This window comes from Microbulbifer variabilis (genome assembly GCF_056232115.1).
Genome location: NZ_CP174325.1, coordinates 3,527,356 through 3,544,363, shown reverse-complemented (window position 1 = coordinate 3,544,363; position 17,008 = coordinate 3,527,356). Strand labels below are relative to the sequence as shown.

General features: G+C 50.9%; 13 protein-coding genes. 11 read left to right on the top strand and 2 right to left on the bottom strand.

Annotated features, from left to right (window positions below):
• Window positions 1-21 precede the first annotated feature (21 nt).
• Window positions 22-417 carry a hypothetical protein gene (locus ACJJI7_RS15790; RefSeq protein WP_020415051.1) on the bottom strand — a complete coding sequence of 132 codons (396 nt, stop codon included), beginning with the start codon at window positions 415-417 and terminating at the stop codon, window positions 22-24.
• Window positions 418-961: 544 nt separating this feature from the next.
• On the opposite strand from ACJJI7_RS15790, the gene ACJJI7_RS15785 reads away from it, so the two are divergent.
• The 3 genes from ACJJI7_RS15785 (at window position 962) to ACJJI7_RS15775 (ending at window position 4,089) form a co-directional block, all read left to right on the top strand.
• Window positions 962-2,680, top strand: a complete 1,719-nt coding sequence (locus ACJJI7_RS15785) for a hypothetical protein (protein ID WP_444901755.1) — start codon at window positions 962-964, stop codon at window positions 2,678-2,680.
• Window positions 2,681-2,908: 228 nt separating this feature from the next.
• Window positions 2,909-3,346 (top strand): MarR family winged helix-turn-helix transcriptional regulator, encoded by a 438-nt coding sequence (locus tag ACJJI7_RS15780; RefSeq protein ID WP_020415049.1) that lies wholly within the window; start codon window positions 2,909-2,911, stop codon window positions 3,344-3,346.
• 14 nt (window positions 3,347-3,360) lie between these two features.
• Window positions 3,361-4,089: a siderophore-interacting protein gene (locus ACJJI7_RS15775; protein WP_020415048.1), complete on the top strand. Its 729-nt coding sequence runs from the start codon at window positions 3,361-3,363 to the stop codon at window positions 4,087-4,089.
• A gap of 378 nt (window positions 4,090-4,467) precedes the next feature.
• On the opposite strand, the gene ACJJI7_RS15770 is transcribed toward ACJJI7_RS15775, so the two are convergent.
• Entirely contained in the window at window positions 4,468-5,010 is a 543-nt protein-coding gene (locus ACJJI7_RS15770) for a hypothetical protein (RefSeq protein WP_444901756.1), read from the bottom strand.
• Between the two features lie 361 nt (window positions 5,011-5,371).
• Here ACJJI7_RS15770 and ACJJI7_RS15765 point away from each other — a divergent pair, with 361 nt between their 5' ends.
• The 8 genes from ACJJI7_RS15765 (at window position 5,372) to ACJJI7_RS15730 (ending at window position 16,983) form a co-directional block, all read left to right on the top strand.
• Window positions 5,372-5,611: a hypothetical protein gene (locus ACJJI7_RS15765; protein ID WP_444901757.1), complete on the top strand. Its 240-nt coding sequence runs from the start codon at window positions 5,372-5,374 to the stop codon at window positions 5,609-5,611.
• Window positions 5,598-7,136, top strand: a complete 1,539-nt coding sequence (locus tag ACJJI7_RS15760) for a type I restriction-modification system subunit M (RefSeq protein ID WP_444901758.1) — start codon at window positions 5,598-5,600, stop codon at window positions 7,134-7,136. Before ACJJI7_RS15765 ends, ACJJI7_RS15760 begins: the two co-directional genes overlap by 14 nt.
• Complete coding sequence (locus ACJJI7_RS15755; RefSeq protein ID WP_444901759.1) at window positions 7,126-8,262, top strand: restriction endonuclease subunit S; 1,137 nt, start codon at window positions 7,126-7,128, stop codon at window positions 8,260-8,262. Before ACJJI7_RS15760 ends, ACJJI7_RS15755 begins: the two co-directional genes overlap by 11 nt.
• A complete protein-coding gene (locus tag ACJJI7_RS15750) occupies window positions 8,259-8,948 on the top strand; it encodes a UPF0149 family protein (protein WP_444901760.1) in 690 nt (229 codons plus the stop codon). The genes ACJJI7_RS15755 and ACJJI7_RS15750 overlap by 4 nt, the downstream gene beginning before the upstream one ends.
• 158 nt (window positions 8,949-9,106) lie before the next feature.
• Entirely contained in the window at window positions 9,107-11,506 is a 2,400-nt protein-coding gene (locus ACJJI7_RS15745) for a DUF8426 domain-containing protein (protein WP_444901761.1), read from the top strand.
• A complete protein-coding gene (locus tag ACJJI7_RS15740; RefSeq protein WP_444901762.1) occupies window positions 11,503-12,846 on the top strand; it encodes an McrC family protein in 1,344 nt (447 codons plus the stop codon). Before ACJJI7_RS15745 ends, ACJJI7_RS15740 begins: the two co-directional genes overlap by 4 nt.
• 14 nt (window positions 12,847-12,860) lie before the next feature.
• On the top strand, window positions 12,861-16,184 hold the full coding sequence (locus ACJJI7_RS15735; protein WP_444901763.1) for a type I restriction endonuclease subunit R: 3,324 nt from the start codon (window positions 12,861-12,863) through the stop codon (window positions 16,182-16,184).
• A 7-nt stretch (window positions 16,185-16,191) separates the two neighbouring features.
• Window positions 16,192-16,983: a M48 family metallopeptidase gene (locus ACJJI7_RS15730; protein ID WP_444901764.1), complete on the top strand. Its 792-nt coding sequence runs from the start codon at window positions 16,192-16,194 to the stop codon at window positions 16,981-16,983.
• The last annotated feature ends 25 nt before the right edge of the window (window positions 16,984-17,008 follow it).

The following is a 17,008-nucleotide window of genomic DNA, read 5'->3' as shown; positions in this document are numbered from 1 at the left end:
CAGCAACCAGATATAGCGGCTTTATGATTGAGCCCATTTTATTGTGAGCGCTGTAACAACTCCCCATATCCAGTTAAAAAACAATACAAAAACCGGGGTAAGTGCACCCAATTCAAGCCCAGCCATACCTTTTCCAGCCATCACCGGAAAAACCACAAAAAGCTGGAACGCAGTGGGGAGCAAGCTCAGGATGCTGCCTTTTAACAACAACTTCGATGACAAGAAGGGAAGAATAAAAAAAAGCCCCCAAATACCACCCCAAACTACCCTGGGATAGAGCCATTCAGCGGATAAAGATGGGGTAATAGACACACCAAGAGATGGGGTTATTCCAAAGTCCCCAAACAGCCATACCACAACACTATTGGCTACTGCGCCCAAACAACCAGCCGCAAAAAAGATTAGTAATTTTTTCATTTTTTATTCTCGAATGCATGAAAGCGAACATCGCCATTTGTAAAAACATTCTTCTCAAAATAGCAAATTTTTAATCCCCCAGGCTTTGCCACCTTATAAACCTGAGCACTTTTCACCAAATGCTAAATCGGTTGGCACAGCAATTACAAACTAAACTGGCGCCAATAAGAAGTGATTATTAAACTAATCATTCCCTTCCCGAAGCTGTTCATCCCAGACCTAAACTGACAATTAAAACCGTAGCGAATAAAAGGTTACTCATTATCTTACCCGAGAAAACAAATTTATCTTGAATACCACTTTGTACCAATTAGCAGCTAAAAAAATTCATCTGCATGACATAAAAAATAAATAATTAAGACGACCAAAAAACTGACCACGAAAATTTTTAAAAAGTGAGAACCAAGAGCCTAAGTGGTCGAAATCGCAACCCAAGCCGACAGAAAATACCTATCGTTTAGTCCAATAAATTCCTGTAATACATAAGTGGTACATTTATGGTGTTTAACGCCAAAAATCAAAATCTAAATAGGAACAAGTACTGATGAAAGTACCAGTAGTAGGAATGCTGTACCCGATTTTATTAGGATTGGCGATACATTCTGCAAGTGCGCAGTCTTTTGATGAGAGCGCCTATCAAAATAGGCAACTGCAATATATTGAAGAGGGGGTTTCTTCCACCAATGATACCGCTGTAGTCCTGCAGGCATACACTGGCGATGAGCTCAACTGGGAGGCACTGAACAAAAACCTGGATGTCTTGCGCAATGGTGGACAAAAAAATTCAGATTTCACCCTCACCAGGCTGATCCGCATTCTGTTTTTCCGCCCGGAAATTAAAGACGAACTATTTGCCGCCCTGGATGGATACCATTTCTGGTTTAAGGAAGGCGGCACTGGGGATCATGTCTTTGCCTCTGAAAACCACATGATCATGTACACCTCTGCCCAGTACCTTTTGCAGGAAAAGTACGGTGCCTTTGCAGATGACAGAACTTATAAGCGCCTAAAGCGCTACCTGGAAGTCAAAAACCAGTACGGTTTCTACGAGTTTTACTCCCCGGTCTATTACCCCTACACCTTATCGGCGCTACTTAACCTCGTTGATTTCTCTGAAGATGCAGAAATCCGCGCACTGGCCACAGGAGCTGCGCAACGCTTGCTACAGGACATCTTGCTGGTCACTAACGACCAGGGCATCCTTTTTTCAGCCGCAGGCCGCAGTAACGATGGCTATCGCAGGAACGGTTCCGGCGGCAACATCAACCGCATCATCTACCTGTTAACGGGCCTGGGCAAAGAGTCAGTAAGAACACCAAGCCCCGCAGGTGTAATGCTGGCTACCTCTGGCCTGGAGATCACCGATGAGGTCTTTGAGTATTTCGGTAAAAACCTGAATATGAATTACTCGGTAGGCCACTCTCTCGGCGATGCCAGAAACAGTCTCTATGCCGACTTCCCCCGCGAAGAACGTGTGCCCTTCTACTGGAGCCAGGGAGCCTACTTCCACCCCGACGTAGCCGCTGATACCGCTTGGTTCGCCAGTAGATATCAGCTTGAAGGGTATGAAGGGCTAAAGGCCTTTGACCAATTCCTGGGTCTTTCAGAAGCGGCTGCCCCCGCTGCCGCTAAGGCCGGAGCTGTTTTCAGCCGCAGCTCGGTGCTCTCCGGTGCCAACTTCTCCATGTATAAGGATGGTGGTGTGATGATGCACTCCATTCAGAACTACTGGGGTGGTCGTCAGGGCTACCAGCAGACCCCCTGGATCGCCACCACCGGCACCCAATCAGTCTGGGCGAAGGTTGGCGATGGCAATAGCACCATGCAAAACGACCACCTGCCCAAGATTAAGCAGGTAAACAATGTCGCCGTGATCCAATACAACCCCTACCCGGAAATTGAGCTGTTCCACTCCGGCGGCTCCAACGTAGCCCTGCAGTGGCCGGAGGGGTTTGAAGAGGAAAAGCGCAGCGGCAACTGGAAGTTCGGTAAGGAAGACGACGGCTATATCGCTGTGCGTTATCCTTGTGGCAATGGTGACTCCAATACCGTTACCTGCGACTGGAACGAACAAACCTGGGTAGTGATCATGGGTAGCCAGGAGCGCTACGGTAGCTTTGAAGCCTTTAGCCAAAAGGTGATTAATGAAGTCAGCTACGATGCCGACTGGGAATGGCACGGTTCCTTCTGGAAAGGCACATTGAAATATGTGTACGACTCAGACGTAAAGTTTGATGGAACCGATATCAGCTTAACCTGGTAAACGCGATTCCTACTGTTACTGGGGAGGGGTTCCCCCTCCCCTTTATCCGATTTTAAGTTTGCAAATATTACTCCCTAAGGCTCGGGCTTGCTGCGAACTTCACCCCCTAATTTTGCCTTCTACGGAAAATCCTCTCTCGACTCTAACGCGATGCCATTCAGATTAGTTGACACTATCAACCATTTAAAATAAAGTTGACAAAGTCAATCAATCTAATGCGGTATCACTGTGAGCTACCCAGCCAATGAAATCCTGCACCAGCTGATCCACGCCTACAAAAGACAGCTGCGAGCCCGTATTCAGGAGCAAGAAATTGACCTCCCGGTAAATCATATTCGCGTGCTCAAGGGAATAGGCAAATATCCGCAGAGTACCGCGCGGTCAATCGCTCTGCGAATGAATCAGGACAAGGCCCAAATTACACGGGTACTCAATGAGTTGGTTCATTCCGCACTCATCAATAAAACCGATAACCCCGATGATCGCCGTAGTCAATTCCTTACCCCCACAGCAGCAGGAAAAAAAATTCTTGAAAAAGTGAATAACCTGGAAACAGAAGTTATCGCTGCAATGACCCACAACCTGAGCGAAAAAGAACTAAAAACTTTTGCCCATATCGCCAGCGTTATGATCGAGAACCTGACCGAACACTCTACTTCAGATTAAGGAGCCTAAATACTATGGCTGAAAAACGCACACGAGAGCTGGTCGTTTTGCGCTCCACAAAAATCTCAAAACATATGTTACGTATCACTCTGGGCGGCGATGGGTTTGAATCCTTTCCCAGTGACCAGGAAAGTGCCTATGTAAAACTGGTTTTCCCTAAGGGCGAAGGTAAACGCCCGCTAATGAGAAGCTATACCATCAGGCACCAACGGCAGACAGAAATCGATATCGACTTCGCTTTGCATGAAAATCAAGGACCGGCCTCAAATTGGGCGGCCAATGCACAACCTGGAGACTGTATTCAGATAGGAGGACCAGGCCCTAAGAAGCTGGTTAACCTTGAGGCCGACTGGTTTCTGCTTGTCGGAGATATGACCGCCCTACCCGCTATCAGCGTTAACCTGGCCCAATTACCTGATGAGGCCAGTGGATATGCGGTGATAGAGGTCCAAAGCGAATCTGATATTCAGCTACTCAAACACCCAAAAAACCTGCAACTGCACTGGGTGGTAAATCCCCTCCCCACCGGAGAGATGCTCCTGCCTAAAATTCAGGCACTGCCTTGGCCCCAAGGTCAAGCCGCCGTCTGGGCCGCTTGCGAATTTAATAGCATGCGTCAGTTACGGAAATTCTTTAAGCAGGAAAAAGAAATCCCCAAAACCCATATTTATATCTCCAGCTATTGGAAACTTGGGGACTCCGATGAAGGCCATAAACTCGCAAAAAAACTGGATAACGAGTAGATCTAAGAGTGAAATTAGTGGGCTTGTTTCTTACTAAAAAAGCAGAGTGAAAGAACAGGAAGCGTTTAAAACATGAATACCGATTACGAGCGCACAGGGATGTATTCACAGCGTGCCCCGGGTCCAACGTTTTCTTTCTCCGATCCACTAGTAACAAATCCATTTTCAGGTAAGAAATGGGGTTAGTGGGTTTTTAAGGCCTCAAGAGCAGCGGGGAGTAACACCCCACTGTTGAAGCCTTATTGGGCACTGGCACCAATTATTTGAGCGCCAAAATAGTTTGGCCGCATTTCACAATGGCTTTGCATTTTTTCCACCTCGGTGGCAGTGGCTCTCAATTTGCATAAGACAAGCCACTCTATCGATGATATCTATTTATCACGGTCTATCCATCCGATACCAGTAATTCGCGATAAAGCCCCGCTTATCTACTTGCAGCGCCTGTCGGGTAATTTCTGGAACGCTATTCTCACAGTGCCATTCATAGATAGTCACCCGGCCAGTTACAACTGCCGGTATAGATTTAGATGCAGGGTTGCTCTTACAGTAAGCAGTAATCGCTTCACTCGGCTCCTTCGAAGTATTCGCCTTTTCCTTGCAGGGAAGATTGGCACCGATAAAACACGCATAGACTCCGCCATCCATACAGCGCCAAAAGGTGCCCCCCGCAACCCAATCCCTCGGGGCGCCCGCAGAAATACCAGCCGCCAGGTAAATACCCGTTAACACCATCTGCGGTTTTGCGGGGCCTATATAGGGTTCTTCCGGGTTATCTGCGTTGACCACAACTCGACAATAAGCCACCGGATCATTAAAGGCCCCAAGATACTTTCCTTTATTTTGCTCCGTCTCAGCCAGGCTCATACTCCCACAGAGCCAAAGAGCCACGCTCGCCAAGATACTTGTAATATGCCGAATCATATTTAACCCCTTCCCCCTGCTAGCAAGCCGCCGCCAAGCTCAATTACAGTTTTACCATTTCCTACGCAACCACTGCTCTGGCGCCAGTAGTAGCTCAAAAGTCCTTTAACGCACAGGGCTTTTTATAGATTAGCCATCCCAGCCCAACCATTCGGAAGGCTCACTACAGAAGATCAAAAAACAACCAGAAAATCAGACTGTGATCATTACGTATTAACCAGCTATCACGCCCTCTGTTGAAGCTGCTTTTACTTCAAAGCGCCCAGAGTATAAATGCCCTTGACGCCACCCGACCGCTCAATCAACATCGCCACAGCCAGGGCGAGCAGCCCCCAAATAACCCGGCTGCCCGGATGCCCGGATGCCCGGATGCCCGGATGCCAGAGATCTGCGCTGGATTGGCTCTCACTATCCTGATTGCCAAGCAGTTGCAGCGCCTACCATGCGTATAATGGGCGCCACCGCGCAGAGGCCGAGAAACAATACCAGCAGCAACACCTACGACAACACCTGTAGCAATGCCAGCGCAAACCGAATTCGACTGGGCCACAGCGCCCCAGCAGTACACCAAGGACAAGAAGCACCCCATGAGCAGCAATAGCGCCGCCGAACAAATCAGCCAGGACAGCATCAACAAGGCCCTGTGGAATGCCTGCGACACCTTTCGCGGCACCATCAGCGCCGATACCTACAAAGACTTTATCCTCACCATGCTGTTCCTCAAGTACATCTCCGATGTCTGGCAGGACCACTACGAGGAGTATGTGGAAACTTACGGCAACGAGCCGGAGCTGATCGAGGAGATGATGAAGAGCGAGCGCTTTGTGCTGCCGCAGAGTGCCAGCTTCTACACCCTGTACGAGCACCGCTTTGAGCCCAACAATGGCGAGCGTATCGATCAGGCCCTGCACGCCATCGAAGAAGCCAACGGCACCAAGCTCAAGGACGCCGGCAAGAGCGTGTTCCAGGATATCTCCTTCAATACCGATAAGCTGGGCGAGGAGAAGCAGAAGAACACCATCCTGCGCCACCTGCTGGAAGACTTCGCCAAAACCGAACTGAATCTGCGCCCCAGCCGCGTGGGCAACCTGGATGTGATCGGCAACGGCTACGAATACCTGATCAAGAACTTCGCCGCCAGCGGCGGTCAGAAGGCCGGCGAGTTCTACACCCCACCGGAAGTGTCCGAACTGATCGCCGAACTGCTCGACCCCCGCCCCGGCGACCGTATCTGCGATCCTACCTGCGGCTCCGCCTCCCTGCTGATGAAGTGCGGGCGCAAGGTGCGGGAACACCACGACAGCAAGCAGTACGAGCTCTACGGCCAGGAAGCCATCGGCTCCACCTGGTCTCTGGCCAAGATGAATATGTTCCTGCACGGCGAGGACAACCACAAAATCGAATGGGGCGATACCATTCGCAATCCCAAGTTGCTGGACAAAAACGGCCACCTGGACCTGTTCGATATCGTCACCGCCAACCCGCCCTTCTCCCTGGACAAATGGGGCCACGACGAAGCCGGCAACGACCCCTTCGGCCGCTTTAATCGCGGTGTACCGCCGAAAACCAAAGGGGACTACGCCTTTATCCTGCATATGATCGAAACCCTCAATCCCAAGAGCGGGCGCATGGGCGTGGTGGTGCCCCACGGTGTGCTGTTCCGGGGCGCCGCCGAGGGCAAGATCCGCAAGCAGCTGATCGAGGAGAACCTGCTGGACGCAGTGATCGGCCTGCCGGAAAAACTCTTTTACGGCACCGGCATCCCCGCCGCCATCCTGATCTTCGCCCGCGACAAGCAGGACGACAGCGTGATGTTTATCGACGCCTCGCGGGAATTTAAAGCGGGTAAAAACCAGAACCTGCTCACCCAGGACAATATCGACAAGGTAGTCGCCACCTACCGCCAGGGCGCCGACCTGGACAAATACGCCTATGTGGCCAGCCACAAGGAAATTCAGGATAACGACTACAACCTGAATATCCCCCGCTATGTGGATACCTTCGAAGAGGAGGAAGAGATCGACCTGCTGGCCGTGCGTGCCGAGCGGCAGCAGCTGAAAGCTCAGTTAAACGAGCTGGAAGGGGAAATGGAGCAGTATTTGCAGGAGTTGGGTTATGGTGCCTAGGGGGTGGCTCAATGGCCAAGTTAAAGATTTTTTATTCCTCCAAAGAGGCTTTGACCTTACTAAAAAGGATGCCATTGATGGAAATATACCTGTAATTTCTTCTTCTGGTTTTGCCTACTTCCACAATGAGTCAAAAGTTAAAGGCCCTGGAATAGTGACAGGCCGAAAAGGAAGTGTTGGGCCCGTATACCTAATTAATGAAGACTTTTGGCCACATGACACAACGTTATGGGTGAAAGACTTTAAAGGCAATAACATTAAGTACATTGAGTATTTTCTTAAGTATTTAAGACTTGAAAGACTTGATGAAGCATCCTCTGTTCCAACTCTTAACAGGAATAATGTTCACGGGATTAAATGTGTCTTTCCACCACTCCCCGAACAAAAAAAGATCGCCCAAATCCTATCCACCTGGGATAAGGCCATCGATACCACCGAAGAACTGCTCGCCAACAGCCGCCAGCAGAAAAAGGCCCTGATGCAGCAACTGCTGACCGGCAAAAAGTGTACATCTCACTTCTCAGGTAAATTTACGAGATACCATCTCTCCGACTTAACTAAAATCGACTCAAGAAGCCTAAACTCAAAAACGGCTACTGATTTAGAATTTGAGTATATTTCCTTATCAGATGTTGAGCCCGGGAGAATCAGCAAGGACTTAGAAAAGTATAAGTTTGGCGAATCACCAAGTCGAGCACGAAGGAAAGTACAGCAGGGGGATATTCTGCTTTCTACTGTACGCCCTAACCTGCAAGGTTTTGCCCGAATTACAGAGCAACACAACAACTGTATAGCATCAACTGGATTTGCCGTCCTCACTCCGAAAATTAATGCTCACAGTGACTATATTTATCACTATCTATTCAGTGCGCACATAACGGGGCAAATAAACGCACTTGTTGTAGGAACGAACTACCCTGCAATTAACTCTTCGGATGTTGCGGGGTTATGTATTTATTGCCCTAGCTTAGAAGAACAAAAGAAAATAGCCGCTATTTTAAATAACTGCGATTTAGAAATCGAAACCCTGCAACAAAAACTCGACTACCTAAAGCAGGAGAAAAAAGCCCTGATGCAGCAGCTGCTCACCGGCAAGCGCCGGGTCCAGATAGAGGAAGTCCAATGACATTTAGCGAAACCCTCAATCTCGACACGCCCATCAGTGAAGCCGATCTGGAATTTATTGAGGACGTGCTGCTCAAATACGGCAACGACGATTCAGTGCTGGATATCTGCGAACTGGATGGCTTTCTCACCGCCCTGGTGTCCGGCCCGGAAATGATTCCCCCCAGCCGCTGGTTCTCCGCCCTCTGGGGCGGCCCCGGCAACGAGCCCGAATGGGAGTCCGAGGAGGAGATGCAGCGCTTTATGGCGCTGCTATTCCAGTTGATGAACAGTAATGCCATGGTGCTAACGGATGCCCCCGAAGAGTTCCAGGCCCTATTCAATATCGCTGAGAAAGATGGCGAAGCCTCTTTTACCTTCCCTGGGGAATGGTGTTTCGGCTATATGCAGGGTGTGGATCTGGGCCAGTGGCCCAGCCTGCCCGCAGAACTTGACGCCCAACTGCAAGCCATCGCCCTGCACGCCCGCGAGGAACATTTCGATTACCTAGGGGGCTTGACGAAGGCCGAGTATCAGCAGACCGTCACCCAAATAGAACCCGCCGCCCGCGCTCTGCACCACCACTGGCTGCAACAGCGCGGCCCGGAGCCTGCAACAGCCCCCCATCGAGCCGACCCCAAAACCGGCCGCAACAACCCCTGCCCCTGTGGCAGCGGTAAAAAGTTTAAGCGCTGTTGTTTGCATTAACCATCACCAGACAGAAATGGAAACCCTCAACTCATTGATCCTGTTTCTAAAAACTGCTATCCAATCTCTTAATTTACCCAACTAGAAGTAAGAGAGAAAACCAGTTTTCAATGCTGGAAAGGGAAATAACCAGAATAAAATAGAAAAAAGGTTTGATAATGGACTACAACTTTAAACCAGGTGTATTTACTCGTCTTGGAAAAATAATAAACGGTGACGATCTCTACACAAAGGATACCGGAGACCGTGAAAGCCACAAAAAATTTATAACCAAATTCCCCGCTGAGGAGATAGGAAATCTAACTTTGGACCAATACTGCATGGGTAGGGATGCGCAGCAGGGGAATTTTTGCTGGTGGCTGGAACGAGGCCTGGAAAAAGCGTTAGGCCGCTATTCTCCTGGCACGGCTCGCGGTCACGTCCTGTACAAGGATAGGAGTGGGGATTTTTTTGTTCATCGTAACCTTATGCATATGGGGCCAGAAGAGGCTCTTAAGTACACTCTAAAATTACATGGTGTCATTGCGAATGCAAAGGGCGACTATGGTTGGCTCGACAATAATACAGAAATTTTTTCTAAAGCAGGGGTAGAACCATTACATATGATGGGCGAAGGGCGGAAACTAAGAGTTTTTGCTGCTTATCATCCAGACACTATTATTCCCATTTCCTCTAGCAAACACTTGGGTCATTTTTTAGAGGCTCTGGGCCATCCTAAAAAGGATATTCCAGCAGAAAACCAGCCTTTTGCGCGTATGCGCCAGCTTATCCAATACTATCAGCTGGCTAAAGAAAATTTAAATCCGGACCTCACTCCATTCGGGTTTATGAAAGCGTTATTTGATGACAAGTTAGGGATCAAACCCAGTAAAGAAAAAGTATCGTCGACTAAAGATAATGCGCATACTGAAGATGAAGTAGAGGTAGTAGAGTCAGTCAGACACATACCCTTGAATCAAATCCTTTACGGCCCTCCCGGCACTGGCAAGACCTTTAATACTATCGATTTGGCTGTAAAAATTACTGAGCCGGAGTGGTACCAAATACAGTCTGACGAGCAAGATGGCTCCCCATCTTATGACTCTCTGAAGCAAAAATACGATAAACTGGTTACAGAAAAACGCATTGTCTTTACCACCTTTCACCAGAGTTTTGCCTACGAGGACTTTATTGAGGGTATCCGCGCGGAGAGTAGTGACAACGGGCAACTAAATTATTCCGTTCAGGACGGTGTATTTAAGGAGTTATGTGAGTCCGCCGATTCCAAAATTACCCGCCAGAGCGGCGAACAGATTGACCTTAATGGCCGCCGTTTTTGGAAAATGTCCCTGGGCAATACCCTGGAGGACAACGACGATATTTATCAGGAGTGCTTGGAAAATAATTATGTCTTGTTGGGCTATGGCGAGAGTATCGATTTTTCTCGCTGTACTAGCCGCGATTCCGTGCGCAAACAGTTTGAGACGGCCAATAGCCTAGAGATTCAGCAGTCTGACTACCCCATCACTGCTGTACATAACTTCCGCAATACTCTTCGAGTTGGGGATTTGGTGGTTATTTCCGATGGCAACCGCAAGTTTCGCGCAATTGCGGAAATCACCGGCGACTACCAACGCCTGGAAACCGATGAGCGCACCGGTTACCAGCAGGCGCGCCCGGTAAAATGGCACCGGCAGTACGAACCCAGCCTACCCCGTGAGCAACTGTTTAAAAAAGCACTCTCACAAATGACACTCTACGAGCTGCGTCCTTCCACCATTGATATAGACAAACTTGCAGAGCTATTGGCACCGCAAGATATTAGCGAGCCACAGCAAAAGCCATTGGTTTTGATTATCGACGAAATCAATCGCGGCAATATTTCGCGGATTTTTGGTGAACTGATCACCCTGCTGGAACCTGCCAAGCGCAAGGGTGCCAAGGATGCCCGCGAAGTGATACTGCCCTACTCCAAAAAAACCTTCTCCGTGCCGCCCAATGTGTACGTAATCGGCACCATGAACACCGCCGATAAATCCCTGGCTCAACTGGACCTGGCCCTGCGCCGCCGCTTTAGCTTTGTAGAAATGCCCCCCAATCCTGAATTATTGGCAGGTACACAGGTTTACGGTATTGATATCGGTGAGTTGCTCACAACCCTAAACCAGCGTATCGAGGCACTGTTAGATCGGGATCACCTGATTGGCCACAGCTACTTTTTGCCTCTGTGCAGTCTTCCTTTAGAAGAGCGCGAAAGTAAACTGGCCACTATTTTCCAGCAGCAGATACTGCCGCTATTACAAGAGTATTTTTTCGATGACTGGCAGCGCATCGGCTGGGTACTTAATGACCCGGCGAAACATCCGCACAACCGCTTTATTATTGAGGGTGGCCAACAACCTTTAAACGAATTATTCCCTGCGGATATCGCCAGCCAAATCAATGAGCGGCGTTTTTCCCTCAATTCAGAGGCCTTTATCCAAGCCGATGCCTATCGCGGCATACTGCCCCCAGCTACCGCCACTACATCACCGAAGTCGCCAGCATTGGAAGAAGCCGAAAGCGAAGTAGCGGTATGATCCAGGTTCGCGAGTACGCCACTCTGCAAAGCGATCAAACCAGCTTCGCCAGCCTGGATAGTGCGCGGGTTACGGCACAAACCCTGGCATGGCTGCGGGAACTGGGGCAGAGCCAAGGTAGTCGTTTTATTCGGGATAGCGGCGCCCACAGCATCCAACTGGGCAGCTATGTGGGGTTTCTGCAAAGCCCCACAGGGGAAGCCATCGAAATCCTGCCGAAAACCCACCGGCAACCCCCCTCTGCCACCGAAGCGCAGCGGAGCCGGCAACTATTGCAGAAAATGCTCGCCATCAGCCTGAGAATTACCCCCCGCAGTGCCGGCCCGGCCGATTTGCAGCAGCAACCGCTGCCCCTGCACGAGTGGATTTTTTCACAGTTCTTGCAAGCCCTGAGCCGGCTGTTAAAACGCGGGCTGCGCAGTGACTACCAGCGCCGGGCGGAGGAGAGCCGGTTTATTCGTGGCCGTCTCAACCTAGCCCGGCAGGCACAACAAACGCCGGACAGGGCCACCTGGTTCCATATTGAGCACGATATTTTCAGTCCTCAAATCCGTGAAAACCGCCTGCTCAAAAGCGCCCTGGAAATTACCCTGAAGCTCTGCGCCACTGCCGATAACTGGCGCTTGGCCAATAGCTTAAATCACCAAATGGCGGCGGTGCCGGCAAGCCCGGCACCACTGGCCGAACTGCCAAAATGGCGCTCGGACCGGTTGATGCAAAGCTATGAGGCGGTCAAACCCTGGTGCCGTTTAATTTTACAAAACCTCAACGCCAGTTTTACCCAGGGCGAGCATCGCGGTATCGCCCTGCTCTTCCCCATGGAGCGGTTATTTGAAAATTATGTGGCGCACAGCCTGCAACAGGCATTGCCACCCGGCACTCGCCTGCGCACCCAGGCAAGCAGTCAATACCTGTTAAACCACAAACCCAAGGGCACAGAAACGGATGGCCGCTGGTTTCAACTTCGCCCGGATTTGTTGCTGGAAAGTGACACAACCGGAGGAGGTCGCCCACAAGTGGCCGTAATGGATAGCAAGTGGAAATTATTAAATGGCCACGCCAGTAATAGCAGCACTAAGTACAAACTGAGCCAGGCCGATCTCTACCAGCTCTTTGCCTATGGCAACTATTACATGGACGGCCACGGCCATATGGCCCTGATCTTTCCCGCCCATGGGGATTTTTACCAACCCCTGCCGCGCTTTAGTTTTTCCGACAACCTACATCTTTGGGCGCTGCCTTTTAATCTGCATAGCCAGCAGTTAGTAGCCGGAGATTGGCAAGCGTATTTTCCCGGCTTGCTCCACAGCCCGGAAACAGAGACACTTTTATCCCAATAAAAATGGATTTCCCTTTGGAGACATGCATTACCGTGGAAATGGATTACACAGCAGTACCGAAATTCCAAGAAGAATACGCCGCAAAGATCCCCGCCCTGGCCCTGTTATGCAAACTGGGCTGGTCGTTTTTGCCTCCCACCGAGGCCAATGCAGCCCGTAGTGGGCGCCAGGACCAAGTGGTACTCACGGAGATACTGCGCCGGGAGCTGGGCAAGCGGACCTTCCATTTTGCCGGTAAAGAGCAGCCGCTCTCACAAAAATCCATCGACCACTTGATTGGCATAGTGTGCAACCCAGCGCTTAACAAAGGGCTGCTAGCAGCCAATGAAGAGCTGTACAACCACCTGCTCTACGGCATTTCGGTGACCGAATTTGTCGATGGCAAAAAAGCCACCCCCACGATTGCCCTGATCGACTGGCACACCATCGAAAACAATCACTTTGCCTTTACCGAGGAATTCAGCGTAACCCGCGCCAGCGGCGTAGAGACCCGCCGCCCGGATATGGTGTGTTTCGTCAACGGTATTCCCCTGGTAGTGATCGAGGCCAAGCGCCCGGATGGCAAGAAAGGGCCCTCTATTGACGAGGGTATCTCCCAGAGCCTGCGCAACCAGCGCCCCGATGAAATCCCACAATTGTTCGCCTACAGCCAACTATTATTGTCAGTCAACGGTGCCGAGGGACGCTACGGCACTTGTAACACGCCGGCAAAATTCTGGGCGGCCTGGCGCGAGGAAGATATCGCCGATGAGGAAATGCTGGCGATCAAAAACCGCCCCCTTTCCAGCGAACAAATCCAAACTCTGTTTAAACAGCGCTCCCCATCAGATCTGGACTGGTACCAGACCCTGATCGCCGGCGGCGAGCTGGCCCTGGGCGGCCAGGATCGGTTGCTAATCAGCTTGCTATCGCCCCAGCGACTGCTGGAGATGGTCCGTTACTTCACCCTGTTCGATAAAAAGGCCGGCAAAATCGTCGCCCGGTATCAGCAGGTATTCGGTATCAAACGACTGTTGGAGCGCATTGCCCAACGCGGCAATGACGGCGCGCGGGAGGGCGGTGTGATCTGGCATACCACCGGCTCCGGCAAATCCTTCACCATGGTGTTTTTAAGCAAGGCGCTGATCTTCCAGCCGAGTCTCAAACAGAGCCGCCTGGTTATTGTCACCGACCGGGTGGATCTGGAGCGCCAGCTCAGCAATACCTTTGCCAGCGGTGGAGAACTGGCAGGCAAGAAAGATAAGGAAGCGGCCATGGCTACTTCCGGCAAGCGTTTGGCCCAGCAGATTGGCAGCGGCAATGAGCGGATTATCTTCTCGCTGGTGCAAAAATTTACCGGCGCCACTGCCCTGCCGGAATGCCGCAACGACAGTGCAGACCTGATTGTGCTGATCGACGAGGGCCACCGCAGCCAGGGCGGCGAAAACCATATCCGTATGCGCCAGGCCCTGCCCAATGCCGCCTTTGTGGCCTTTACCGGCACGCCCCTGCTGAAAGGCGACAAAACCACCAATAAATTCGGCCCCATAGTCCACGCCTATACCATGCAGCGCGCGGTGGAGGACCGCACCGTAACGCCACTGCTGTACGAAGAGCGTATCCCGGACCTGAATGTTAACGAGCGCGCAATTGACCGCTGGTTTGAGCGCATTACGGTGGGCTTGAGCGAGGAGCAGCAGGCAGATTTAAAGCGCAAGTTTGCCCGTAAGGGAGAGATTTACACCGCCGACGACCGCATTCGACTGATTGCCACAGATATCGCCACCCATTTTGTTAAAAATATCGATGCGGGTTTAAAGGGCCAACTGGCCTGCGATAGCAAAGCCACTGCCATCCAATATAAAAAGTACCTGGATGAGGCCCAACAGCACTGGCCAGAAGCGCAGAAATTTGAATCAGCGGTAGTGATCAGTGCACCGGATACCCGCGAGGGCAACGAGGCGGTAGATGAGTCCTCTATGCCGGAGGTAGTGAAGTGGTGGAAAGACAATGTGGGCTCGCAAAATGAACAGCGCTACACCCAGGGAGTGATTGAGCGCTTCGATAAAGACGACTCCCTGAAACTGCTGATTGTGGTGGACAAACTACTGACCGGATTCGATGAGCCCAAGAATACGGTGCTGTATATCGATAAGCCGCTCAAGGAACACAACTTGATCCAGGCGATCGCGCGAGTCAACCGCCTGCACCCAGATAAAAAATTTGGCCTGCTAATCGATTACCGGGGCATCCTGGCAGAACTGGATACCACCATGCAGAAATACCAGGATCTGGCCGCGCGCACCCAGGGCGGTTACGACATCGACGATATTGCCGGGCTCTATAGCCCCATGAGCAGCGAGTACAAGCGCCTGCCCCTGCTGTATAAAAACCTTTGGGGCATTTTCGCCGGTGTGAAAAATAAGCAGGATCCTAGGCAGTTAGAGAGTGTTGTGGTACCAAGGATAGAACTGCGCAACGGTGAACTGGTCGATGTGAATCTGAAAGTGCGGGAAGATTTCTACGAGGCACTCACCCACTTCACCACCTGCCTGAAAGTAGCCTTGCAATCGGCCACCTTCTTCGAGGACAAAAGCTTTAGCGACAGTGATCGCCAGCACTACAAACAGACGGTTAAACAATTTGCCAGTTTGCGCCAATGGGCGCTACAGCAAACCGGAATCTCTGTGGACTATGACCAGTACGCGGCCCAGGTAAAAAACCTGTTGGATAAGCATGTGGTGGGCGTGGAAATCTTAGAGCCCGAGGGTAAATACGAAGTCAATAAAATGGGCAAGGCGGAGCGGCCTGAAGATTGGGGGGAGGACAAAACCCGCAACGAAACCGATATTATCAAAACCCGCGTCACCCGCATGATCGAACAGGAGTTGCGCGACGACCCCTATGCCCAGGAGGCCTTCTCGAAGTTACTGCTACAAGCGATTGAGGAGGCGGAAAAACTGTTCGATCACCCACACAAGCAGTACTTACTGTTCGAAGCGCTGGAAGCCCAGGTAAAAGCCCGCAGCCTGGACGAAATCCCCAATGCCTTTGCCGATAACCGCCACGCCCAGGCCTATTTTGGTGTATTCAAGAAAAACCTGCCGGAGGTTTTTGCGGTTGGTGATAGCCAGGTGCAGGATAAGTGGATCAAGCTGGCCTTCGAGATCGATACAATGGTTGCCCAGTCCGTAATGGAGCACTCCATCAGCCCGCAAAATATTGAGAAGGATATCCATAAAAAGCTGATGCCCAAATTATTTATGGAGTGCAAATCCATCGGCAGTGGTATGGTGCAGGCCAAGAAAATGGTGGAGATGATCCTACAGATCACCCGCGTTGGTTTAAGCGGAGACTAACCTCGGCATGAATGTGCCTATTTTTTCCCAAAAAAATAACCCCAACTTCCGGCAATTGAGCTTTGCCTATGGGGATGAACGCATCACGTTTGAATGCCAACCCCGCCCCCAGGCCAGTGGGCGAGTGCTGATCAAAGTACACCCAGACTGCCGTGTGGTGGTCAGCGCACCGGAACCTATCGATAACGATGCAGTATTAAAGGCGGTAAAAAAACGCGGGCGCTGGATTTACCAGCAGCTGCGGGATTTCCGCAAAGCGCTGGAATATATTACACCACGGCAATATATCAGCGGCGAGAGCCACTACTATCTGGGCAAGCAATATCTGCTGAAAGTCATTGAGTCTGAAGACGCCCAACAGCAGGTGAAATTACTGCGCGGCAAGCTGGAAGTATCCGTGCGGAAAAAAGATCCCGAAAGAGTGCGCCTGCTTTTGGCCGAATGGTACAAGGCGCGCGCCAAAGAAATTTTTCACCGCCGCCTGGATACACTGCTTGAGCAGACCCTTTGGATTTCCGGGCGCCCGCCCCTGCGTATCCTCAGTATGAAAACCCAGTGGGGCAGCTGCTCCCCCCAGGGGCGTATTACCCTCAATCCCCACCTGGTAAAAGCACCGCGCCAGTGCATCGACTATGTGATTTTGCACGAGCTCTGCCATATCGCCGAACACAACCACAGCGAGCGATTTTACCGTTTAATGAATCAAGTGATGCCCAGGTGGGAAGGCACGAAAAACAAACTGGACGCTATGGCGAATTTGATTCTAGGTGATACCCTGCCCCACTCTTTTAACCGATAATATTTTTAACTTTCGTATGGAATCG

Excerpts from the sequence above, each read along its gene's own strand:
- ACJJI7_RS15790 (WP_020415051.1), bottom strand. The coding sequence starts at position 417 with ATGAAAAAATTACTAATCTTTTTTGCGGCTGGTTGTTTGGGCGCAGTA.
- ACJJI7_RS15785 (WP_444901755.1), top strand. The coding sequence starts at position 962 with ATGAAAGTACCAGTAGTAGGAATGCTGTACCCGATTTTATTAGGATTG.
- ACJJI7_RS15775 (WP_020415048.1), top strand. The coding sequence starts at position 3,361 with ATGGCTGAAAAACGCACACGAGAGCTGGTCGTTTTGCGCTCCACAAAA.
- ACJJI7_RS15770 (WP_444901756.1), bottom strand. The coding sequence starts at position 5,010 with ATGATTCGGCATATTACAAGTATCTTGGCGAGCGTGGCTCTTTGGCTC.
- ACJJI7_RS15765 (WP_444901757.1), top strand. The coding sequence starts at position 5,372 with ATGCCCGGATGCCCGGATGCCAGAGATCTGCGCTGGATTGGCTCTCAC.
- ACJJI7_RS15760 (WP_444901758.1), top strand. The coding sequence starts at position 5,598 with ATGAGCAGCAATAGCGCCGCCGAACAAATCAGCCAGGACAGCATCAAC.
- ACJJI7_RS15755 (WP_444901759.1), top strand. The coding sequence starts at position 7,126 with ATGGTGCCTAGGGGGTGGCTCAATGGCCAAGTTAAAGATTTTTTATTC.
- ACJJI7_RS15750 (WP_444901760.1), top strand. The coding sequence starts at position 8,259 with ATGACATTTAGCGAAACCCTCAATCTCGACACGCCCATCAGTGAAGCC.
- ACJJI7_RS15745 (WP_444901761.1), top strand. The coding sequence starts at position 9,107 with ATGGACTACAACTTTAAACCAGGTGTATTTACTCGTCTTGGAAAAATA.
- ACJJI7_RS15740 (WP_444901762.1), top strand. The coding sequence starts at position 11,503 with ATGATCCAGGTTCGCGAGTACGCCACTCTGCAAAGCGATCAAACCAGC.
- ACJJI7_RS15730 (WP_444901764.1), top strand. The coding sequence starts at position 16,192 with ATGAATGTGCCTATTTTTTCCCAAAAAAATAACCCCAACTTCCGGCAA.